Origin of the sequence: Glaesserella parasuis (genome assembly GCF_002015085.1) — a bacterium.
GTDB classification, from domain to species: domain Bacteria; phylum Pseudomonadota; class Gammaproteobacteria; order Enterobacterales; family Pasteurellaceae; genus Glaesserella; species Glaesserella parasuis.
In genome coordinates this window covers 138,131-160,754 of record NZ_MUXW01000003.1, presented here as the reverse complement: position 1 = coordinate 160,754, position 22,624 = coordinate 138,131, and the positions used below count along the sequence as shown (strand labels likewise).

The 22,624-nt window shown below is 40.5% G+C and carries 24 protein-coding genes and 3 tRNA genes; 8 read left to right on the top strand and 19 right to left on the bottom strand.

Annotated elements, in window-relative coordinates; translation table 11 throughout:
- Nucleotides 1-3: 3 nt before the first annotated feature.
- The 8 genes from B0183_RS02320 to tpiA all read right to left on the bottom strand — a co-directional run bounded on the left by B0183_RS02320 (nucleotide 4) and on the right by tpiA (nucleotide 3,557).
- Nucleotides 4-216 (bottom strand): BrnA antitoxin family protein, encoded by a 213-nt coding sequence (locus tag B0183_RS02320; RefSeq protein WP_010786558.1) that lies wholly within the window; start codon nucleotides 214-216, stop codon nucleotides 4-6.
- Entirely contained in the window at nucleotides 213-500 is a 288-nt protein-coding gene (locus B0183_RS02315; protein ID WP_010786559.1) for a BrnT family toxin, read from the bottom strand. Before B0183_RS02315 ends, B0183_RS02320 begins: the two co-directional genes overlap by 4 nt.
- A 54-nt stretch (nucleotides 501-554) precedes the next feature.
- Entirely contained in the window at nucleotides 555-1,181 is a 627-nt protein-coding gene (gene tmk, locus B0183_RS02310) for a dTMP kinase (protein WP_075620824.1), read from the bottom strand.
- Nucleotides 1,181-2,215 (bottom strand): endolytic transglycosylase MltG, encoded by a 1,035-nt coding sequence (gene mltG / locus B0183_RS02305; RefSeq protein ID WP_078208267.1) that lies wholly within the window; start codon nucleotides 2,213-2,215, stop codon nucleotides 1,181-1,183. Before mltG ends, tmk begins: the two co-directional genes overlap by 1 nt.
- A gap of 113 nt (nucleotides 2,216-2,328) precedes the next feature.
- Nucleotides 2,329-2,404 (bottom strand) — tRNA-Lys (locus tag B0183_RS02300).
- A gap of 22 nt (nucleotides 2,405-2,426) precedes the next feature.
- A tRNA-Lys gene (locus tag B0183_RS02295) sits at nucleotides 2,427-2,502 on the bottom strand.
- A gap of 23 nt (nucleotides 2,503-2,525) precedes the next feature.
- Nucleotides 2,526-2,601 (bottom strand) — tRNA-Lys (locus B0183_RS02290).
- Between the two features lie 164 nt (nucleotides 2,602-2,765).
- Entirely contained in the window at nucleotides 2,766-3,557 is a 792-nt protein-coding gene (tpiA, locus tag B0183_RS02285) for a triose-phosphate isomerase (protein WP_078208266.1), read from the bottom strand.
- 174 nt (nucleotides 3,558-3,731) lie between these two features.
- Between tpiA and truD the strand changes: the two genes are divergently transcribed.
- From truD to nlpD, 5 genes are all read left to right on the top strand, one after another.
- Nucleotides 3,732-4,739: a tRNA pseudouridine(13) synthase TruD gene (gene truD / locus B0183_RS02280; RefSeq protein ID WP_078208265.1), complete on the top strand. Its 1,008-nt coding sequence runs from the start codon at nucleotides 3,732-3,734 to the stop codon at nucleotides 4,737-4,739.
- A 124-nt stretch (nucleotides 4,740-4,863) separates the two neighbouring features.
- The gene (surE, locus tag B0183_RS02275) at nucleotides 4,864-5,628 is read left to right on the top strand and encodes a 5'/3'-nucleotidase SurE (protein ID WP_078208264.1); all 765 of its coding nucleotides are present in this window, start codon (nucleotides 4,864-4,866) and stop codon (nucleotides 5,626-5,628) included.
- Complete coding sequence (locus B0183_RS02270) at nucleotides 5,629-6,216, top strand: YqaA family protein (RefSeq protein WP_021111760.1); 588 nt, start codon at nucleotides 5,629-5,631, stop codon at nucleotides 6,214-6,216. It abuts the gene before it with no gap.
- Nucleotides 6,217-6,225: 9 nt separating this feature from the next.
- On the top strand, nucleotides 6,226-6,735 hold the full coding sequence (locus B0183_RS02265) for a LysM peptidoglycan-binding domain-containing protein (RefSeq protein WP_021111759.1): 510 nt from the start codon (nucleotides 6,226-6,228) through the stop codon (nucleotides 6,733-6,735).
- 127 nt (nucleotides 6,736-6,862) lie between these two features.
- A complete protein-coding gene (gene nlpD / locus B0183_RS02260; RefSeq protein ID WP_078208263.1) occupies nucleotides 6,863-8,059 on the top strand; it encodes a murein hydrolase activator NlpD in 1,197 nt (398 codons plus the stop codon).
- A 149-nt stretch (nucleotides 8,060-8,208) separates the two neighbouring features.
- Here the strand turns inward: nlpD and pepT are convergent, their stop codons facing one another.
- Nucleotides 8,209-9,459: a peptidase T gene (gene pepT, locus B0183_RS02255; protein WP_005711878.1), complete on the bottom strand. Its 1,251-nt coding sequence runs from the start codon at nucleotides 9,457-9,459 to the stop codon at nucleotides 8,209-8,211.
- Between the two features lie 83 nt (nucleotides 9,460-9,542).
- Complete coding sequence (gene leuA / locus B0183_RS02250; RefSeq protein WP_005711876.1) at nucleotides 9,543-11,108, bottom strand: 2-isopropylmalate synthase; 1,566 nt, start codon at nucleotides 11,106-11,108, stop codon at nucleotides 9,543-9,545.
- A 508-nt stretch (nucleotides 11,109-11,616) separates the two neighbouring features.
- On the opposite strand from leuA, the gene B0183_RS02245 reads away from it, so the two are divergent.
- The 3 genes from B0183_RS02245 (at nucleotide 11,617) to B0183_RS02235 (ending at nucleotide 14,423) form a co-directional block, all read left to right on the top strand.
- On the top strand, nucleotides 11,617-12,462 hold the full coding sequence (locus B0183_RS02245) for a Cof-type HAD-IIB family hydrolase (protein ID WP_005711874.1): 846 nt from the start codon (nucleotides 11,617-11,619) through the stop codon (nucleotides 12,460-12,462).
- Nucleotides 12,463-12,544: 82 nt separating this feature from the next.
- Nucleotides 12,545-12,736, top strand: a complete 192-nt coding sequence (locus B0183_RS12440) for a hypothetical protein (RefSeq protein ID WP_005711872.1) — start codon at nucleotides 12,545-12,547, stop codon at nucleotides 12,734-12,736.
- A 202-nt stretch (nucleotides 12,737-12,938) separates the two neighbouring features.
- Nucleotides 12,939-14,423, top strand: coding sequence for a TrkH family potassium uptake protein (locus tag B0183_RS02235; protein WP_078208262.1), 1,485 nt, complete (start codon nucleotides 12,939-12,941; stop codon nucleotides 14,421-14,423).
- 112 nt (nucleotides 14,424-14,535) lie between these two features.
- On the opposite strand, the gene B0183_RS02230 is transcribed toward B0183_RS02235, so the two are convergent.
- The 9 genes from B0183_RS02230 to B0183_RS02190 form a co-directional block, all read right to left on the bottom strand.
- On the bottom strand, nucleotides 14,536-15,897 hold the full coding sequence (locus B0183_RS02230) for a sodium-dependent transporter (protein WP_021113816.1): 1,362 nt from the start codon (nucleotides 15,895-15,897) through the stop codon (nucleotides 14,536-14,538).
- A gap of 183 nt (nucleotides 15,898-16,080) precedes the next feature.
- On the bottom strand, nucleotides 16,081-16,731 hold the full coding sequence (locus B0183_RS02225) for an IS1595 family transposase (protein WP_078208261.1): 651 nt from the start codon (nucleotides 16,729-16,731) through the stop codon (nucleotides 16,081-16,083).
- Nucleotides 16,732-16,766: 35 nt separating this feature from the next.
- Nucleotides 16,767-17,597: a metal ABC transporter permease gene (locus tag B0183_RS02220; protein ID WP_106380322.1), complete on the bottom strand. Its 831-nt coding sequence runs from the start codon at nucleotides 17,595-17,597 to the stop codon at nucleotides 16,767-16,769.
- Entirely contained in the window at nucleotides 17,597-18,469 is an 873-nt protein-coding gene (locus B0183_RS02215) for a metal ABC transporter permease (protein ID WP_078208260.1), read from the bottom strand. Before B0183_RS02215 ends, B0183_RS02220 begins: the two co-directional genes overlap by 1 nt.
- A gap of 3 nt (nucleotides 18,470-18,472) precedes the next feature.
- On the bottom strand, nucleotides 18,473-19,234 hold the full coding sequence (locus B0183_RS02210; protein ID WP_005824145.1) for a metal ABC transporter ATP-binding protein: 762 nt from the start codon (nucleotides 19,232-19,234) through the stop codon (nucleotides 18,473-18,475).
- A 197-nt stretch (nucleotides 19,235-19,431) separates the two neighbouring features.
- On the bottom strand, nucleotides 19,432-20,310 hold the full coding sequence (locus tag B0183_RS02205) for a metal ABC transporter substrate-binding protein (protein ID WP_021113262.1): 879 nt from the start codon (nucleotides 20,308-20,310) through the stop codon (nucleotides 19,432-19,434).
- A gap of 191 nt (nucleotides 20,311-20,501) precedes the next feature.
- Nucleotides 20,502-21,533 carry a small ribosomal subunit biogenesis GTPase RsgA gene (gene rsgA, locus B0183_RS02200; protein ID WP_078208259.1) on the bottom strand — a complete coding sequence of 344 codons (1,032 nt, stop codon included), beginning with the start codon at nucleotides 21,531-21,533 and terminating at the stop codon, nucleotides 20,502-20,504.
- A gap of 86 nt (nucleotides 21,534-21,619) precedes the next feature.
- Nucleotides 21,620-21,838 carry a translation initiation factor IF-1 gene (gene infA, locus B0183_RS02195; RefSeq protein ID WP_005712424.1) on the bottom strand — a complete coding sequence of 73 codons (219 nt, stop codon included), beginning with the start codon at nucleotides 21,836-21,838 and terminating at the stop codon, nucleotides 21,620-21,622.
- 95 nt (nucleotides 21,839-21,933) lie between these two features.
- Entirely contained in the window at nucleotides 21,934-22,599 is a 666-nt protein-coding gene (locus B0183_RS02190; RefSeq protein ID WP_021113939.1) for a YtjB family periplasmic protein, read from the bottom strand.
- Between the last annotated feature and the right edge of the window lie 25 nt (nucleotides 22,600-22,624).

Below are 22,624 nucleotides of genomic sequence, written 5' to 3'. Positions count from 1 at the left end.
AAATTACCAGCTAATATTAGGCTTTCGTTGTTGAGCAACACAATCTTTGAGATAAAGATTGATTAATGTCTGATAAGGCAAATTAACCTCATCGGATAATTTTTTAAAATAATCTATCGTTTCATCTTCGATACGAATTGTGACAACTTTTTTTGATTTCAACGTTGTCGCATATGGGTTTTTGATACCGTTAGAAAAATCATACTCTTCTCTCATTGTTGCCTCCCATATTGTATAGTTTCTTGTTTTGTAGCTTTTCTTGCCGAGATAATTCTAAGATTGTTGTCTCGTTCACAATGAACAACGACGAGAATATTACTCCGTTCACTGCGTCCCAATAATAAAAAACGCTCTTCATAAAATGAATGATCAGGATCTGCAATAAGAATAGCGTGATCGTCATAAAATACGGTTATTGCTTCATCAAAGGTAATTCCGTGCTTTTTTTCATTAATCTCCGCTTTCTTTTTATCCCATTCAAAACCTTCAATAGAAAACATTAATATGCTCCTTCGTAAATATATTATATTTACGCATTCAAAACAATCTTCAGATTATTTCTCAGATGTTAAAAATATTTCAACCGCTTGTTGAATGTCCGCCGACACCTGTTCTATCGCAGGTTCAGCGTTAATGAGCACCGCTTTCGGATTGTCTTTGACTAAGGATACATAACGCTCACGGGTACGGTGAAAAAAGTCGATATCGAGTTGCTCAATACGATCTAACGCTCCACGCCCTCTTGCTCGCTCTAAACCCATCGATGGCTCAATATCAAGGTAGATCGTAAAATCAGGCTCAAAATCACCTAAAATCACCGAACCTACCTTATCCACTAATTCCGACAATCCCCGTCCACCGCCTTGATAGGCTTGGCTTGACATATTGTGGCGATCGCCAACAACCCATTTGCCTGAAGCTAAAGCGGGCTCAATCACCGTTTCGACTAACTGTGTACGAGCCGCATAAATCATCAATACTTCCGCTTTGTCGGTTGTATGCTCGCCGTCTTCTCCTTCTTTCCATAGATTGCGAAGTGCTTCGGCAATTGGAGTTCCGCCTGGTTCACGAGTGGTAATAAATTCAATACCGTGAGCCGCTAAGGTTTCGCTCACAACACGTTGTGCATTGCTTTTGCCAGCCCCTTCTAATCCTTCAATAACAATAAATTTTCCACGCATTATTTGTTCTCACTCTTTTTATTTCGCTCAATTTGGATCCATTCTCGTACCGCTTTATTATGCTCATCTAAGGTACGACTAAATTTATGTCCGCCCGAACCGTCCGCCACAAAATAGAAATAAGGCGTACTGTCAGGCTGTGCCGTCGCCTTAATTGACGCTTCGCTCGGCATTGCAATCGGTGTCGGCGGTAAACCATCAATCACATAAGTATTATAAGGCGTAGGTTCAAGCAGATCTTTCTTACGGATATTGCCATCATATTTATCGCCCATACCGTAAATGACCGTTGGATCGGTCTGCAATTTCCAGCCATTTTTCAAGCGATTGATAAACACCGATGCCACTTGCGGACGCTCATTTGCCACACCTGTTTCTTTTTCGACAATTGAAGCCAAAATCAGCATTTCATAAGGCGTTTTAAGCGGTAGGTTTTCTGCCCTATTTTGCCAAGCTTGTGCCAACGCCTTTTGCTGTTTTTGATAGGCACGTTTAAGCACATCAATATCTTTGGAATAAGGCACATAGCTATAAGTATCAGGGGCAAGCCAACCTTCCAGTTTATCTTGAGCGATCCCCAATAATCGAGCTATATCGGCTTCCGTTTTATCCGTCAAGGTTTGTTCCAAATAACGAGCCTTTGCCAACTGCTCACGCCACGTTTTAAAGGTTTTTCCTTCAATAAATTGCACATTTAGCTGCACTTCTTTGCCACTGTTGAAATGTTGCAACAACGCTTTCACCGTAGTGATATTCTCTAAAGCATAAACCCCAGCCTTAAAATTACTGAGTTCAGGGTGAAGACGAATCAAGTAGGGTAATAAATCCACATCATCATGGCTAATAATGCCTTGTTCATCCAACTGACTTGCTAGTTTTTGGCTTGATGTACCTTTTTCCAACACAAACAGTTGCTCAGGTTTAACGGTTAATTTATGTTCTGCTAACTGATTGAGTTTTTGGTAAACATAAACGCCACCACCTAGGGCAACCGCAGATAAAAGCCCGAGAGAAATAAGAATTTTTTTTAACATGGTTAGGAATATCGATCAAAAGAAAAACGAAACGAACCTTACTATAAGGGATAGTAAAAAGCTATGACAAGCGGTAAGATTTTTTTAAATTTTTACAAAATTGGAAGTGTAAATGGTGGGTCGTGAAGGATTCGAACCTTCGACCAACGGATTAAAAGTCCGCTGCTCTACCGACTGAGCTAACGACCCATTTGGGAGTTGAATTCTAAAGTGGTGGGTCGTGAAGGATTCGAACCTTCGACCAACGGATTAAAAGTCCGCTGCTCTACCGACTGAGCTAACGACCCTTTAGAAAGGTACGCTGATTAAGTGGTGGGTCGTGAAGGATTCGAACCTTCGACCAACGGATTAAAAGTCCGCTGCTCTACCGACTGAGCTAACGACCCATAACCTTGCGTAACGAGGGCGTATCATACGGATTTTACGTTTGAGATCAACCCTTTTTTTATATTTTTAACTTATTTGCATAGTTTACAAGCAAAAAGTATAACAAACGGTAAGATTTTGCAAAAAATTTACCAGATCTTACCGCTTATCTCTGTGAGAAAAATTACGCTTTCGCTTTTTCAGCTGCTTTCACGATCACTGCAAATGCAGGCGCTTTAAGTGACGCACCGCCCACTAACGCACCATCAATGTCTGGCTGAGTAAATAATTCTGCTGCATTCGCATCATTGACTGAACCGCCGTATTGAATGATCACTTGATCTGCCACTGCTTGTGACTGTTTTGCAATGTGACTACGAATGAAAGCGTGAACTGCTTGCGCTTGTGCTGGGGTTGCAGATTTACCTGTACCGATTGCCCAAACTGGTTCATAAGCAATTACTGCACCATTGAATGCTTCTGCACCTAAAGTATTTAATACTGCATCTAATTGACGGGCACATACTGCTTCGGTTTGACCAGCTTCGTTTTCTGCTTCAGTTTCACCAATACATAACACTGGCACTAAACCTGTTTCTTTTAATGCTGCAAATTTTTTCGCAATAAATTCATCGCTCTCTTTGTGGTAAGTACGACGCTCAGAGTGACCGATAATGATATATTTCGCACCGAAATCTTTTAACATTGCTGTTGAAATATCCCCTGTAAATGCACCTTGTACATTCACATCAACGTTTTGAGCGCCTAATGCAATGAGTTTATTCGTGGTGCATTCACAGCCACAGCTCGCTAATGCCGCTTCTGCTTCTGCCAAATACATTACTGGCGGTGCGATTGCGACATCACAACCTATAACACCATCAAGTTCTCTTTTTAAACTTTCCACTAATTCTTTAGTGAATGCTTTGCTACCGTTTAATTTCCAGTTACCCATTACTAACGGACGACGTGCCATTTTGTTTCTCCTATTGAGTGAAATGTAAAATAAAAACGTGCGAACTATACCAAATTTCACAGAAAATTTATTGTTTTTCCGCAAGATTTCAGCTCAATATTTAAAAATAACTGTTAAAATAGCCATTAAGTAACGATAAGGCACTTTCTCGTGCCTTTTTTAATAGGAAAAACAATGCAATTAGCGTATTTATTCGGCAAACCGACCCAAGCGGGTCGATTGAAAGTAGAATTTGCCGATTTTATTGTCAAAGAAGAACTTGGCTATGATTTGTCAGGCGATGGGGAATTTGTGGCGGTAAAAATTCGTAAAACCGATGCAAATACCTTGTTTGTGGGCGAAAAGTTGGCAGAATTTGTTGGTATTTCTGCTAAAAATATGAGTTATGCTGGGTTAAAAGATCGCCACGCAGTCACAGAACAATGGTTCTGTTTACATTTAGCAGGCAAAGAAACGCCTGCTTTTGCACAGTTTCAACTCGATGGCGTAGAAATCATTGAAGTCACTCGCCATAACCGCAAAATTCGGGTGGGAAGTTTGGCTGGCAATCATTTTGAGCTATTGCTAAGAGATGTAAAAGAGAGCGATGATCTCACCGCTCGTTTGCAACAAATACAAGCGGTCGGATTTCCGAATTATTTTACCGAACAGCGTTTTGGTCGAGACGGGCATAATTTAACCCAAGCACAGCGTTGGGCGAAAGGCGAAATTTCAGTTAAAGATCGCAAAAAACGCAGTTTTTATCTTTCTGCCGCTCGTAGTGAAATTTTCAATCTTGTGGTGTCGAACCGTATTGAACTCGGTTTAACCCAGCAAGTGTTGGAAAATGATTTAATGCAACTGGCAGGTTCAAACAGCTGGTTTGTAGCGAAAGCGGAAGAACTTGCGGCACTTAACAAGCGGTTGGAATTGCAAGATATTTTACTTACTGCACCGCTTGTCGGCGAAAACTCTGCCACACAAATAGTGTCTGATTATGAGCAAAAAATTGTAGTGGAACATCAAGATCTACTGGCATTAATGGCAAAAGAACGAATGAACTCAGCTCGCCGTGCGATGTTCTGTAAACCACAACACTTTGAATGGCTATTTGAAGAGGAAGGTTTACGGTTGAAATTCTTTTTAGATGCTGGCAGTTATGCTACGGCGTTGGTGAGAGAATTAGTACAGCTCGAAGAATAACTAAACTTTCCCCCTTTGAAAAAGGGGGATTTAAAGATCCAGATATTTTACCGTACTATTTAAAATCCCCCCTAGCCCCCCTTTTTCAAAGGGGGGAATTACAACTATAAGGAAATAAATCACAATGAATATACTATTAAGCAATGACGATGGCTTTCACGCCCACGGTATTCAATTTTTAGCGAAAGCATTAAGAGAAGTAGGACATAAAGTAACCATTGTTGCTCCTGATCGCAATCGCAGTGCGGCATCAAGCTGTTTAACACTGGTTGATCCGCTTCGTGTGCATAAATTTGAGAATGGTGATTATACGGTGATTGCAGGTACGCCTGCCGATTGTGTTCATCTTGCGTTAAATGGTTTACTTGATGAGCCGTTTGACTTGGTGGTATCAGGGATTAATCACGGGGCAAATTTAGGTGATGATGTGGTCTATTCGGGAACCGTTGCTGCGGCTCTTGAAGGTCGTCACTTACCGTTGCCATCAGTGGCGGTGTCTTTAGTGGGTTCTCACGGTTCAACCTATTTAACAGGCAAATGCCATTTCGATACGGCTGCACAAGTGGTGGTTGAACTATTGCCGAAAATCACGGCAAATCTTATTCCTGCAAATCAAGTGTTGAATGTGAATGTGCCAAATGTTCCTTATCGCGAGTTGCAAGGTATTCAAATTACTCGGTTAGGCGATCGTTCTCCTGCGGCTGAGATTATTAAGCAACAAGATCCGCGTGGGGCAAATGTGTATTGGATTGGGGCAAGTGGCAAGCCAACCGATGAAAGCGAGGGTACCGATTTTTATGCAATCAACCATAACTTTGTGTCTATCACCCCTATTCAACCAGATATGACTGCACATTTGTCGATTTCACGTTTAAATGAGGCTTTTTAAATGAAACTTTTTGGAACAATTTATGATAAAACGATGGAATGGTCAAAACACCGCTTTGCTGCAGGTTGGTTGAGCTTTGTGAGTTTTATTGAAGCGATTTTCTTCCCTATTCCGCCTGATGTAATGCTTATTCCTATGTCAATGAGTAAGCCACAGATGGCGACACGTTATGTGATTTACGCCACCGTTTCTTCTATTATTGGGGGAATTATTGGTTATTGTGTTGGCTATTTTGCGTCAGATTGGGTACAAGAAGTGGTTGCTAACTGGGGAATGCAGGCAAATTTTGATCGTGCAATGAGCTGGTTTGAAATTTGGGGAATTATGATTATTTTCCTCGCCGCTGGTTTTTCACCTGTGCCATTTAAGGTATTTACCCTTTGTGCAGGTGTATTGCAGATGTCTTTTTTACCCTTTATTTTGACCGCTTCAATTTCTCGTTTTATTCGTTTTCTACTTGTGGCAAAATTATCTGCGTGGGGCGGTGAGAAATACGCCGATAAGATCCGTCGTTCAATAGAATTAATTGGTTGGGGAACAGTGTCTATTGCCGTTGCTGCCTATGTTATTTATACCTTATTAAAATAAGAGGCTATTATGAAAAAATCGTTTCTTTTACTTCCGCTTGCAGCAGTAGTGTTAGCTGCGTGTTCATCAGATACATCGTCAGAAACCTCGCCTAATGTTGAAGTGACAGAGGTTGGATCTGCGTGGCAAACCGAAGTTCAACAAGTGGGTATGCCAAGCTCAATGACACAGCCAACTTATCAGCCTCAACCAACTTATACTCCGCCACCAGCACCGCAGCCGACCTATCAGCCTGCACCACAACCGACTTATAACCAACCAAGCAATGTTCAAACGAACTACGGCGGTCAAAGTGAAGTGGTCGGAAGTTGTAATGTGGTAAGAGATGGAAGTAATGCTCCGATTTATAGTCAAATCCAGAAAGGTTGCTATACAGACAGCACTTATACCGTTGGCAAACACGATACGCTCTTTTTAGTAGCTTATTTGACAGGGCAAACACCTAACCAAATTGCTGCTTTAAATAATTTGAGTACAGCAACGCCATTGAAAGTAGGTCAAGTACTTAGAGTAAAATAGTTTTATTTGTAATGACATTTGAATGGACGCAGGGGTTGCGTCCATTACGATATTGAGCAGACGCTGTAGCGTTTTAGACTTTTTTAAACGCCCTTTGGCGTTTTCGTTTTCTTTGAAGGATAATTGAATGAAAAAATCGTTTTTCTTATTACCGCTTGCAGCATTAGTTTTGACTGCCTGCGGCTCAAATACGCCTGCACCTGTGGTAAATGCGGAAGGTTCTGATTTATCACCTGGCGTAATGCAACCTATTGGTATGGGGGCAAACAATACTAATTACGGCTGGCAGACAGATGTGCAAAGCACTTCTATGCCAAGCACGATGACACAACCAACTTATACACCACCGCCAGTGCCTCAGCCTGTGTATCAAGCTCCGCAGCCAACTTATCAAGCACCTCAACCCGTGCCTCAAGTTGTTCCTCAGCCGATAACAAAGCCGACAGCTAAAACAACACCCGTAGCGAAAAAGCCTGTATCACAAGATTTTACTATTCCTCGTGATGCCAACAATGCACCTATTTATAGTCAAATTGATAAAGGCTTCTATAATGGCGACAGCTACACTGTCCGCAAAGGCGATACGATGTTCCTCATCGCATACATTGCAGGTAAAGATGTTAAGGAAGTCGCTGCTTTGAACAATATGAGCGAGCCTTATCAACTTCGTGTAGGGCAGGTTTTAAAATTGGGTAATACTCAACCTGTTGAATCAAAACAACAAACTGTTCAGTCACCAAAACCTGTACCAATACCAGTAGAACCTGTAGTAACTTATACTCAAGCACCGAACGGCACTGCTTATGGCTCAGATGGTACAATGACTGGTCCTGTGAAAGCGAGTGTAGGCACTGTTCCACCTGCTCAAACTTCTACAACCCCAAGAGTAACCGCAACTGCGGCTAACAATACCCCGAACTACAGCTCAACATCTGTACCAGCAGTGGCATCGTCAATTCGCTGGCAGTGGCCGACGCAAGGGCGTGTAATTTCTGGTTTCTCTGCATCTGAAGGGGGCAATAAAGGTTTAGATATTGCAGGAACGAAAGGGCAACCAGTAAAAGCGGCTGCGGCAGGTCGAGTAGTTTATGCAGGTAACGCACTACAAGGTTACGGCAACTTAATTATCATCAAACATAATGATGACTTCTTGAGTGCCTATGCTCACAACGACAGTATCAAAGTGGAAGAACAAGATAATGTTAAGGCTGGTGAAACCATTGCGACTTTAGGTAGCACAGGGACAAACAGCAACAAACTGCATTTCGAGATCCGCTATCAAGGTAAGTCGGTAGATCCTGCTCGCTACTTGCCAAGACAGTAATTATGATAATTTGATATTTAGTAGATAAAGAAAAAATTACTTTGGGAAAGGCGCAATGTTAGCGCCTATTCAATTTTAGGTCTATGATGATCAAGATATAACTTATTCGTAACTATCCTTACTACAAATAATTTTAATTATAAGAATATCTATAATGATTTAAACGGATATCCCCCAAAGGCTTTTGCAATCCCCACCACCACATTTGTCGCCTGTTCCATTACATCAACAGAAATAAACTCGAAACGTCCGTGGAAGTTTTCGCCGCCTGTAAAAATATTTGGCGTTGGTAAGCCCATATATGATAGGCGTGAGCCGTCAGTACCGCCACGAATTGGCTCTAGGTTTGGCGTAATACCCTGTGCTTTCATCACATTTTCAGCAATATCCACCAGATAGCGATAATCTTTGACTACTTCGTACATATTGCGATATTGCTCGACAATCTCTACTTTACCGCACTGTTCGCCATATTTTTGTTGCATTTGTGCCATTGTAGCGGTGAGATAAGTGCCGAATTTTGCTAATTCTTCACGCTCAAAACTGCGTAAAATATAGTGGATTTTACATTCGCTTAAATCGCCTTCAATGTCGTGCAACATAATAAAGCCTTCACGCCCTTCGCTGGTTGCAGGGGTTAAATGTGGCGGTAGGCTGTTTTGGAACTCACAAGCTCGCTCTAAGGCATTGATCATCTTGCCTTTGGCTGTGCCTGGGTGAACACTGCGTCCGTAGAACGTAACAGTTGCCGCATCGGCATTAAAGTTTTCGTACTGTAATTCCCCAAGCGGTCCGCCGTCTAAGGTATAGGCAACATCTGCCCCAAAGGCTTTGACATCAAAATGATCCGCTCCACGCCCGATTTCTTCGTCGGTAGTAAAACCGATACGGATCTTACCGTGTTTGATTTCAGGGTGTGCTAACAAGTATTCTACCGCTGACAGAATAATCGCAATCCCAGATTTATCATCTGCACCAAGCAAAGTTGTGCCGTCGGTGGTCACGAGCGTATGTCCGACTAAGCCGTTTAGGTTCGGGAAATCCTGTGGCGATAGCGTATGCCCACTGCCTTTTAGCAAAATATCACCGCCTTGATACCGCTCAATAACCTGTGGCTTCACATTCTCGCCGTTGAAATCAGGAGCGGTATCAACGTGAGCCAGTAAACCGAGTACGGGAATGGCTTTGTCGCTATTGGCAGGCAATGTTGCAAACACATAGCCGTTAGGATCAACGGAAATCTCGGTTAATCCCATCGTTTCCATTTCGGTTTTGAGTAGATGAAGTAAATCCCACTGTTGCGGTGAGCTAGGGACAGTTTGGCTTTTCGGATCTGATGTGGTGTGGATTTGAACGTAACGCAATAGGCGTTCAAAAAGTTTTTTCTTAAGTAGAAACAAAAATGACCTCCCTTATACAATGACAGTAATATATTAAAATTTTTATGTCACGAAATTTTAACTCAACCACAGATAAACTTAAGCTAATTTTTAAGAAAATGACTATTTATTTTCCCCTTCAAATCCGCCACTTTCTGTGAACGATAAATCGCATTGATTGCGTGGATTAAAGCTCTTGCTGAAGATTCCACAATATCTGTCGCTAAACCAACCCCATGGAAACGGCGACCTTGATATTCTACGACAATATCAACCTGTCCTAATGCTTCAGCACCTTCGCCTTTAGCGGTTAAGTTATAGTTGAGCATTTTAATTTCCATACCTGTAATCGCTAAAATAGCATTATAAACCGCATCAACAGGACCGTTACCGCCTTGTGAAACTTGGCTTACACGTTTAGCATCTAACTCAACTTGCACAAAGGCTGAAGCTGGCAAACCACTAATAATTTGTGTGGTAAATACATCAAGGGCTAAACGATCTTCATCGCCTTGTTGCATATCAATAAATGCAAGTGCTTCCAAATCATAATCAAAAACTTGACCTTTTTTATCTGCCAGTTTTAAGAAGGTCTCATAAAGTTTGTCTAAATCGTAATCGCTTTCTTGATAGCCCATCTCTTCCATATGGTTTTTCACGGCGGCACGACCAGAACGAGCGGTCAGATTGAGCTTCTCTTTTTTCAATCCGATAGTTTCAGGCGACATAATCTCATAGGTATTTTTATTTTTAACCATACCGTCTTGGTGGATACCCGATGAGTGAGCAAATGCATTTGACCCTACGATCGCTTTATTCGGTTGAATTGGCATATTACAAAGTTGGCTGACCATTTGGCTGACACGGTGAATTTCTTGAGTATTGATACGAGTATCTAAGCCGTTAAATAAGGCTTGGCGGGTTTTAATTGCCATTACTACTTCTTCAAGTGCTGTGTTACCTGCACGTTCACCGATACCGTTGATGGTACACTCAATCTGTCTTGCACCGTTTTGAATTGCGGTTAATGAGTTTGCAGTTGCCATTCCTAAATCGTTATGGCAATGGACAGAAATCACCGCTTTATCCACATTTGGTACACGGTTCATCACATTAGCAATGATGTTTCCGTATTCCATTGGTAAGCAGTAACCTACGGTATCAGGAATATTGACTGTGGTTGCCCCTGCTTTGATCGCAGCTTCAACAATACGGCAGATATTATCTACCCCTGTGCGTCCTGCATCCTCGCAAGAAAATTCTACATCATCGGTATAGCTTCTTGCTCGTTTTACAGCGTGAACTGCCATATCTAATACATCGTCAAAGGTTTTACGAAGTTTAGACTCAACGTGCAAAGCGGAAGTTGCTATAAATGTATGAATACGAAATGCTTCAGCAACCTTTAAGGCTTCTGCTGCGACATCAATATCTTTATCAACCGCACGAGATAAAGCACATACTCGACTATTTTTAATATGGCGAGCAATGGTTTGAACAGATTCAAAATCGCCAGCAGATGACACAGGGAAACCAACTTCCATTACATCTACCCCTAAACGTTCAAGAGCAAGTGCGATTTGCAATTTTTCTTTTACCGTTAAACTTGCTTTTAATGATTGTTCGCCATCACGTAAAGTGGTATCAAAAATAATAATGTTGTTGCTCATATAAAGTACCTCTTAAAATGTATTCGATAAAAAAAAGCCCACATTTTGACGTGCGGGCTAAGTGTGGGTAGTGAACTTTTCTCTAACCGAGCCTTATCCTCGCACAGAATGCGTGAATCCCAGCAGGTTAAGAGTTAAAAGTTTTACCATAGTTGTGTGTTTATGTTTGCATTGTTATTCAGAAATTGAACATATATTAACTTCAAATGGAGTAATGTCAATAGCATTTTATACTTAGCGCAAACGTTTTCTGTGTATTTTTAGGTAATTAAAATAGTTAAATATGCTAAAAAATTTAGACTAACTAGTGATTAATATAAACCCCTGTAATGTATAACGCATAAATATCATTTTTTTTCAGCAAAAAATGATGTTTAGTATTTTTTATATTATTTTGCTATTTTTTAACCGTAGCTTAATCACAAACAAAAAATGTATGCTTTCTTTTGCGATGATAAAATAAATTTGTTAGGCTTAACTACCATTTCAAAATGATAAAGGAATTTCTATGGCCTTACCTTTTCGTGCAATTATTTCTGATCTTGATGGCACATTACTTAATGCAAATCACCGCATTGGCGATTTTACTATCGAAACATTACGCAAACTTTCACAACGTGGTGTCGATATTTTTCTAGCTACAGGCAGAAATTACCCTGATGTTAAACATATTATTAGTAAAGTTGGCGTGAGTGATGCAATGCTAGTTACATCTAATGGAGCAAGAGGAAATAACCTTTCTGGCGAATTGCTTTATCAAAATCATATTCCTGAAGAGATTGCTTTTAAGATAATGAGCGAAACACCCTTTGATCCTAAGCGAGTCTTCATTAATAGCTATCAAGGTGATGGATGGTTCATTAATATTGAAATCGAACAATTACGAAAATATCACCAAGACTCTGGCTTTATGTATCAAGTGGTAGATTTTCAGCAACATCACGGTAAAAAAACTGAAAAAGTGTTCTTTATTGGAAAAACGCCTGAAGACTTGTTACCTGTCGAGCAATTTGTGCGACATCATTATGGTGATTTACTACAAATTACTTATTCTACCCCTCAATGCCTTGAAATGATGAATAAAGGCGTTTGTAAAGCAAATACACTTGCAGACTTAGTCAAGTTACGAGGCTATACCTTGAAAGATTGTATTGCTTTTGGCGATGGAATGAATGATATTGAAATGCTATCCCAAGCAGGAAAAGGCTGTCTAATGGGTAATGCAGATCCTCGTTTAAAACAGGCTTTACCAAATAATGAGCAAATTGGTGAAAATAAAGATGAGGCAGTAGCTCAATATCTTAGACAATTATTTCAGCTAGATAAAATATGTAATTCAAGAGCGTGGAATTGAACAAATCTTATTTTGTAAAATTAGAGCATCATTTACATTTTCGTTATAAGCATATGCAGTTCGCTTTGAAACGTTTGGAAAGTTGGCGGCAAATAGTGTTTCTATTGTTACGCTATTAAGTACAGTAACTATCTCGTCCGTATTATTTGGCTTAGTCAGTGCAGATAAACCAGCATTGTTTAGAACGGCAATGGAAATTCACGATAAAATTCGAGAGATGAGAGAAATTAATCAATGGTTTAAAGAAGATATGGCGAAAAAATTAGTGATGTAAACAAATGAGTATGCCTAAATTGAATATGGTGAAACCAATTTGGTCATTGAAAAATTAGAACAAAGACAGAGTAAAATTTATTCTTCGTAAAATGCAAAATTTATCTCACCGCTTATAAACCAAGATCTTGGTTTTCAAATGATTTGACTCGTGCAAAAAGCAGAGTACCATTTCATTATCTTATTATTTAAAGGATTTCCCTGTGCAATTTTTTTCAATTATGCGTATTGTTGGCATTTTGGTGATGTGTTTTTCTTTCACGATGCTTGTGCCAGCGTTTGTGGCGTTGATTTATGATGACGGCGGTGGTCGTGCGTTTTTGGAGGCCTTTGTGCTGAATTTCAGTGTCGGTACGGCTTTGTGGTGGTTTTGTCGAAAATATAAGCAAGAGCTACGTTCCCGTGAAGGTTTTCTAATCGTGGTGCTGTTTTGGGTGGTGCTAGGGTCGCTGGGGGCTGTGCCATTTATTCTGTTGGAAAACCCTGATTTGAATTTCTCTGAGTCTATTTTTGAGTCTTTTTCAGGTTTAACAACAACAGGGGCAACAGTAATTACAGGGCTAGATCAGCTGCCAAAAGCGATTTTATTTTATCGTCAGTTCCTACAATGGCTCGGCGGAATGGGGATCATCGTGCTTGCGGTAGCCATTATTCCGTTATTAGGCATTGGGGGAATGCAGTTATACCGTGCGGAAATGCCTGGCCCGTTGAAAGAACAGAAAATGCGTCCACGGATTGCAGAAACGGCAAAAGCATTGTGGCTGATTTATCTCTCTTTGACGGTGCTGTGTGCTGTTGCTTACTGGTTGGCAGGTATGAACGGTTTTGATGCAATTTCCCATAGTTTTGCCACGGTGGCAATTGGCGGATTTTCAACCCACGATGCAAGTATCGGCTACTTTAACAGTCCAACGATTGATTTGATTACAGTGCTGTTCTTATTGATCTCTTCCTGTAACTTTGCTCTGCATTTTGCGGTGTTTGATCAGTTTAATGATCGCTACAAAGGCAATAATAAGTCGAATTTTCTTGGTTTGTATTGGAAAGATTACGAATTCCACTTTTTTATTACGGTTCAGTTAGCGTTATTTGTGATCTGTTTTGGAGTGTTGCTGATTTATAACTATTTTGACGATCACTCTGTGACCTTTATTCAAGCCTTGTTCCAGTCGGTCTCTATTTCGACTACGGCAGGTTTTACTACCAATGATTTTAGCCAGTGGCCGTCTTTCTTGCCATTGTTATTAGTGCTTGCTTCATTTATTGGTGGCTGTGCAGGTTCAACGGGCGGCGGTTTGAAAATGTTCCGTGTGTTGTTGCTTTATTTGCAAGGAAAACGAGAAATCCACCGCTTTATTCACCCAAATGTTATTCAGCCGATCAAATTGGGTAAACACGTTTTATCAGAGCGGATTGTGGAAGGGGTATGGGCATTCTTTTCAGCCTATTTCTTTGTATTTGTGGTCTGTTGGCTGGCGACTATTGCTTGTGGTATGGAAACTTTCGATGCATTAAATGCGGTGATTGCCAGCCTAAATAACCTTGGACCAGCGTTAGGTACGGTCAGCAGTAACTTTACTCAAATTCCTGATAGTGCAAAATGGGTATTAACGTTTGCAATGGTTTGTGGGCGTTTGGAAGTGTTTACCTTGTTGGTTATTCTCAGCCCGAGCTTTTGGATAGATTAAGAGATTAGTAGTATCCTCCTTTATTAGATTTTATTTACTATTATACCCACTAAACAGAAGCGGTGAGAATATTGTATTTTTTACAACTTTCTCACCGCTTTCATATTACCTATTAAAGCGAATTCACAAAAATCACAATAATCAGTACAGGAATAACATAACGGACGTAGCTAAACCAAATGTTTGTGAATTTTTCACTGGTATTTAACTCTTTCTTCGCCTCATCTTTCAATACATAGCCGACGAAAATCGCACTACCTAATGCGGTTAAAACGAAGAGAATGTTACCGCTTATGTAGTCGAACGCATCAAAAATGCTCATACCTGCAATTTTGACATTGCTCCAAACGTTATCGCCAAGCACTGATGGGATATTACCCACAATGAAGATACCGAATAATGTCAAGGTGATCGCTTGTTTACGGCTCAGTTTAGTTTTTTCTTGCAATGCGGTAATCAAAACTTCATAGATGGTAATTGATGTAGTGAGTGCCGCAGTGATTAATAAACCAAAGAAGATAATCGCAAAGATTGTACCTGCCCACATATGTGAGAACACAATCGGTAAGCTTTGGAACACTAATGTTGGTCCTGAGTTCGGGGCAACATTAAAGGTAAAGAGTGATGGGAAAATCATAAAGCCAGCAGCAAGGGCAATTAAGGTATTAATAACCCCTGTAATTGTTGCGGTTTTGACTAGATTTTCTTGTTTAGACAAGTAGCTTGATAAGGTAATTAATACCCCAAAACCAAGACTGAGTGCGAAGAACACTTGTCCTAATACGAAGACAAAGAGCTTCGGTGTAATTTTTGAGAAATCTGGGATAAGGTAGAAACTGATACCTTCGGTCGCACCAGGTAAGGTGACATTACGAATAATCATAATGATTAAGAAGACAAAGAGTAGTGGCATCAGTAGTTTTACAGAACGCTCGATCCCCTCTTTAATACCTCTAATCAGGATAAAGTAGTTTACTGCAACAAAAACTCCCGTATAAAGAATAACTCTTAATGGATTGTTTTGAATGTTATCTTTAAAGTAGGCAGATGTGGTTTCAATTGTGACTGGCGAAGAGAGATCTAAGCCGCCTGTTGCTAAACTACCGATATAGGTGAGTACCCAACCGCCTAATACCATATAGTAGGCTAAGATACCGACAGAACCCAGTAGCCCCATATAGCCGAGAATTTTCCACGCAGAATGGATTTTTTTGCCATTCGCACTGCCACCGAAGGCATCAATGGAATTGACTTGCATACGACGACCGATCACATTTTCAACTAAAATCATCGGAATACCGATTACAATCATCGCAATACAGAAAAGGAAAACATAAGCACCACCGCCGTTTTCCCCTACAAGATAAGGGAAACGCCAAGTCGCACCGAAACCGACTGTTGCCCCTGCGACAGTTAAAATATAGGTTAATTGACTAGACCAAGACTGCCGTTCAGGTTTTGTATTTTCACTCATAGTACACCTCTTTTAAAAATAGCAGAGAGTAGGCTCAGTCAAGCTAACACAACCGCTAATTTGATATTGATTTAGGGAAAACCCTAAATGGTGGATAGGAGAGATCCCCCTGATTATTCAGGGGGAACGTTCTTGATCAATACAACACAGCTTGATATTAATTTAAGGGGCTGTCCTAGATAACTAACTTAAGCTGCCCTTAACTAATTGTTTTAAAATGGAAATTTGAGATTTTAAGTTACCGTGATTAAAACGCCATTCGCATTCCTTCAAATACAACTCAAAATGTGCTTTGGGAATACCGTTAAACTTGCGTAAATGATGTTTAGCTTGGTTCCAAAAATTCTCAATTCCGTTTATATGATTTTGTTTTTCTGCGAAATGAGTACTGTGATTGATACGAAAATGATTAAACTCACTCACATCAAGAACATCATAGCTTCGATAAAAATCGGTGTAAACAATGCTGTCAGGCTTCACCTTTTCTCGAATAATCGGTAAAAGTGTCGCAGATTGAATATTCGGTACAACGACGGTATACACCTTACCATCACACTTTAAAAGCCCGAATACAGCGGTTTTACCCACAGCTCCACGACCTCGTTTACCTTTGCGAGTGCCGCCAAAATAGCTTTCATCGGCTTCAATTTCACCTTCAAACATCTCCATATGTGGACTGTTTTGATAGATAAGCAATTGCAGACGATAGAAGTAATGGGCTGCTGTCGTTTTATTTACATTTACCAACTCAGCCGCTGTTCGAGCAGTGACACCTGCCACAAACAGCTCAATGAGTTTATTTTGTTTATGCTGACTTAGACGACTTTTTCTCATTTGGTTATTTTAACCTAAAATAGAGCTTTTAGTCGTTATCTAGGACAGCCCCTAAATTTATTGATTCCTAACGCCCCTAAAAACCCTACCGCTTGCAACAACACAATACAAGGTCCTGTGGCGACATCAAAATGGAAACTTAAAAACACGCCCCAGAAAGCACTATTTACCGCAGTAAAGATGGCGATCAGCAGCATTCGGTCAAAGCGTTTGGCAAGTGTGTAGCCTGTGATCCCTGGGGTAATCAACATTGCGACCACTAAAATCACGCCAACTACTTGCATTGCACTAATGATCACTAATGCCAATAAAACCAGTAAGCTGTAATGTAACACTTTGATATTAAAGCCAACGGTGCGAGTGTGGCTGGCATCGAAGCAGTATAGTAGGAAATCTCGGCGTTTCACTAAGATAACTAATAACACCACAAGAGAGATAGCTAGGGTTTGGTAAAATTCACTGTTGGTAATCCCAAGTAGGTCACCAAATAAGATGTGCATTAAATGTTGATCGGTTTCAACTTTGGCAAACATCACTAAGCCTAACGCAAACATTCCTGAAAAGACGATCCCCATTACCGTATCTTCTTTAATGCGACTATTTTCTTTGAGATAGCCCACGGCAACGGCACAAAAAATACCCGAAACAAAAGCCCCGATTGCTAATGGAATGGCAAGCAGATAGGCAATCACAATCCCTGGTAATACGGCGTGTGAGATGGCATCGCCCATTAGCGACCAACCTTTTAGCACTAAGTAGCAGGACAACACAGCACAGATTATGGCAACCACAATACCGATAACTAAGGCTTGTTGTATAAAAGGGAAAGCAAGCGGTTCAGCAAACCATTGATAGAGTGCGTCCATTATTCCCCCCCTTGACTAGCGGTCGGTTTGGCCGGATTTTTTGCAAATTTGCGTGAAACTAAACCATATTTAGGGGCAAAGAAGAACGCTAATAAAAACAGTAGGGTTTGTAGCGTGACAATAAATCCGCCTGTCGCACCATCAGCAAAATAGCTTAAATAAGCACCAAAAAATCCACTAAAACCGCCAAGTGAAATTGCGATAATCAATAATTTGCCGAATTTATCCGTTAATAAATACGCCGTTGCCCCTGGTGTAACAACCATTGCGATCACTAAAATTGCACCGACACTTTGTAATGCTGCAACGATACAAGCACTGAGTAGGCTAAAAAACAGCACTTTAAGTCGCATCGGCGAAATGCCTACGGCTTTGGCTTGAATTTCATCAAAAAAGACAAGTAATAAATCTTTCCAGTAAATCACTAGAAAAAAGAGTGACACCGATAAAATAATCACCACTTGTAGCATATCTTCATCGGCAATACCTAAGATATTGCCGAGAATGATGGATTGCACATTAACGGAGGTTGGATTGATTGAAATAATCAATAAACCTAAGGCAAAAAAGGTGGTAAAAATAAAGCCAATTACCGCATCTTCTCGTAATTTTGTGACGGATTTAACCGCTAAAATAGCAATAGTGGCAAGAAATCCCGAAAAGAAAGCCCCGACAGCATAAGGCAGGGACAAGGCATAAGCCAATGCAACACCAGGAACAACGGCGTGCGATAAGGCATCACCAATCAGCGACCAGCCTTTAAGCATTAAATAGGCAGATAAAAAAGCACAGACCGCCCCGATTGCACCGCTTACCACAATCGCTTTAAACATATAATCGTAGGAAAAAGGTTCTAGCAGTAACTCAAGCATTGATTATTCCTTATGTTCTCCGAGTAACTGCTGATAACGCAAGACACCGCCAAACACTCGCTCAAGATTTTCAGGGGTGAATGTTGTTTCAATTGTTCCTGTTGCTAACACCGTGCGATTAATCATTACCGCTTGATCGCAAAAACTTGGTACGGCGGCTAAATTATGGGTAGAAACTAGGATTAAGTGACCGCTATCCCGAAGCTGTTTGAGCAGATCGATTATCGCATTTTCGGTATTTACGTCCACGCCAGTGAAAGGTTCGTCAAGTAAGATAATTTTGCTCTCTTGAGCAAGCGAACGTGCCAAAAACACGCGTTTTTTCTGCCCCCCAGAAAGCTCGCCGATTTGACGATCAGCAAGGTGAGCAATATTGACCCGATCCATTGCTTCGGCAACTTTTTGCTTATCCACAGCAGAAGGGATACGCAGAAAATTCATATAGCCATAACGCCCCATCATTACTACATCATAAACCGATACAGGAAATTGCCAGTCCACTTCTTCACTTTGTGGCACATAAGCAACAAGATTGCGTTTTAAGGCTTGATTTACAGGCAGTCCGCATAGTTCAATCTTTCCTTTTGGCTGAACTAAGCCCATAATGCTTTTAAATAAGGTTGATTTGCCACTGCCGTTCACCCCAAGTAATGCACAGATTGTGCCACCGTCAAGGCGAAAAGTAACATCGTGAATTGCCGTGTGTCCGTTGCTATAACGAACGGTGACATCAGAAACAGAAAGAGAACTCAGGGGAATGTTCATATTTGTTAGGTAATCCTACATAATAATAACTATAACATATTGATTTAAATTAAATTTCCCTCTCCCATTTATGGGAGAGGGGGGAGAAAATCCGTAGGATTTTCGGAGGGAAAGGGCAAAATAGCCCTCTCTCTGCCTACGGATTCTGAACGAATCCTTCGGCTGTCTCTCTCCCGTAAACGGGAGAGAGGAATGATTTATTTCTCAAATCCAGCAACAATAGTACTTACAGTGACATTGAGTAAATCAATATAGGTTGGTACTTTGCCATCTTTGGTTGAGAGAGAGTCCACATATAACACACCGCCATAGCGTGCTTTACTCTCTTTTGCCACTTGTTTAGCTGGTTTATCTGAAATGGTACTTTCGCTAAATACCACTGGAATTTGATGTTTACGCACTTGGTCGATCACTTTGCGGATCTGTTTTGGCGTGCCTTGTTCATCTTGGTTAATCGCCCAAAGATATAACTCTCTGAAGCCATAATCTCTAGCAAGATAGCTAAACGCCCCTTCGCTCGTCACTAACCAACGTTGTGCTTCAGGCACTTTTGCCAAGCGCTCACGCAACGGCTGATCTAAGGCAACGATCTTATCGGCATAGGCTTTTGCATTCGCATTATAGGCTTCTGCATTTGCTGGATCGTATTTTACTAAGGCTTGACGAATATTCTCAATATAAATCAAGGCATTTTTCGTAGACATCCAAGCGTGTGGGTTTGGCTTATCTTTGTAAGGTCCTTCGTAGATTGAAATTGGCTCAATGCCTTCCGTTACCACAACCGCAGGCTTATCTTTCACCTGAGCAAAGAAACGCTCAAACCAACTTTCAAGGTTCATACCATTCCACAACACCAAATCCGCAGATTGTGCTTTCACAATATCCTGTGGCGTTGGTTGATAATCGTGGATTTCCGCACCTGGTTTGGTGATCGATTCGACCACCGCCTTATCCCCTGCGACATTTTGAGCAATGTCTTGAATCACAGTGAATGTGGTGACCACTTTAAACTGCTGGGCAGCAAGTGGATTACTGACAAAAAAGAGCATACCAAGTAGTGCTGCTAATTTTTTCATAGTTAGACTCCTTATATAAATTATGGGTTTTCGGGAGACATTGTATAGATAAAAATTAACCTGTCAATAAATAAAAATGATTCTCAACAACCTCAACTAGATGATAATCAACAAGGCGATGAAGATGATAATCAATAAGCATTAAAAATGAGAACGGGTTGCTATTTTTATCTAGCAACCCGTTGATTTTATTACTCTTTCCTAAAATGCCGCTGACTTTTGCTTTCTTGGCGGCTTTCTAAGAGTCTGTGATAGTTATCAAAACGTATCAAGGAGATTTTCCCCTGCTCTACGGCTTCCCGTAATGCACAACCTGGGTCATCTTTATGTTTGCAATCACGGAATTTACAAGTGCCTAATACCGAAGCAAACTCTCGATAACCTTGTGTAATCTGATCGGCTTCTAAATGCCATAAGCCAAATTCACGAATCCCTGGCGAGTCGATTAAATTTCCTCCTTGAGATAAGTGGTATAAACGTGAAGCCGTTGTGGTATGTTGCCCTAAGCCTGAAATATCGCTGACCGCCCCCGTTTGGGCATTCACATCGGGTAATAACTGATTGATTAGGCTTGATTTTCCAACACCTGACTGCCCGACAAAAATAGAGGTGCCTTTCGCTAAATAAGCATTCAAAGCTTCCATATTCTCGCCCGTATCCGCCGATAAACAGAACGTCTGGTAGCCGATCTTTTCATAGATCGCAAGCTGTTGTTGTACTTCTTTTCGCTCTTGCTCACTCAGTAAATCAATTTTATTCAACACAATTAATGCAGGAATGTTGGCATTTTCACAAATCACTAAATAGCGGTCGATAATGTTCAGAGAGAGCTGTGGCAATACCGCTGACACAATGATAATTTGATCGATATTCGACGCCATTACTTTAATACCGTCGTAATAGTCAGGGCGAGTTAGTTCATTTTGGCGAAGGTGAACAACCTCAATCACACCGCTAATCCCTTGTAACTGCTCACTTCCCAAACGCCACGATACTACATCGCCTACTACCACATTTTTCAGCGTTCGACGTAAATTACAACGGAAAATCTCACCACTTGCGGTTTCTACATCTGCGTGTTTAGCGTGGCGAGTAACCACAAGACCTTGCTGGACTTCCCCCAACATTTCATCTTGCCATTCAAATTCCGTTTTATTGATTTTTTTGTGATGATTAGTTTGAATCCGACGTTGTTGATTCTGAGTTAAGCGACGTTTGCTCAAAAGATTGACCTGACTTTACTAAAAAATAACCGAGAGCTAACCATAAAAATGGGAGCTAGACGCTTCCATTTTTACGTATACCTCAATTATCTTGCACGGAAAATAATTCGCCCCTTACTTAAATCGTATGGGGTCATTTCAACGGTGACTTTATCTCCAGTTAGAATCCGAATATAGTTTTTACGCATTTTTCCTGAAATATGGGCTGTTACAACATGCCCATTTTCTAGTTCTACTCGAAACATAGTATTAGGTAAGGTTTCTAAAATTGTACCTTGCATTTCAATGCAATCTTCTTTAGCCATTTATTCCTCTTCAAATTAAATTTAAGTTGTGTCATTGTAAATATGCCATATTGGCAAAATGCGAGGTATTATACTCTCCCTTACCTGAATTACAATCATTTACGGCGAAAAGCTCTTCTTCGAGAGTGAAAACGTTGAGTTTGACGTTTTAATTCAATAGGTATAAAGTTTGACGAAACTGTTTTTGTTGTATTTAGCTGTAAAAAATAATAGAAACAACTAACAAATAGCCCTCCAGACATAAATAAAATAATCAACTCACCATAAAGCAAATGAAATAATTCATTTACTTTATGTTGTGTTGTTTGCCCATATTGAGAGTCAAAAGTTACTCGTAAAAACCCAATTAAGTCATCCTGTGCAAAAATAGGCTCTACAATTTGTTGGGTAAGTACCGGCTCTTGTTGTATCTTGTCGTTTACTCTCGGGTTAAATTCAATCGCATTGCTACTATGTGCAACTAAATTTCCTGATGGCGAATACAAATTAGCATCAATGACAAACGCTTCTTTAGCAAAAACATCTAATGCTTCAACTAATTCATCATTTTTTGCGTTTTTTACTAACATCAAGGAAAACAATTTTGCCTGTTGTCGTACAAGTAAATGAGAAAGATTTGTTACTTGGTTAATCCCAGCCAGCTGTGAACCTACTTTGAAATGGTTTATACCGGTCAGTATTATCCACACAATCATTAAACAAATTGCTATGATCACAGCAATAATGCTACTCTTTATTAGTTGTTCACGAGAAATATACATAATTGTCCCCATAAAATTAGAAGAT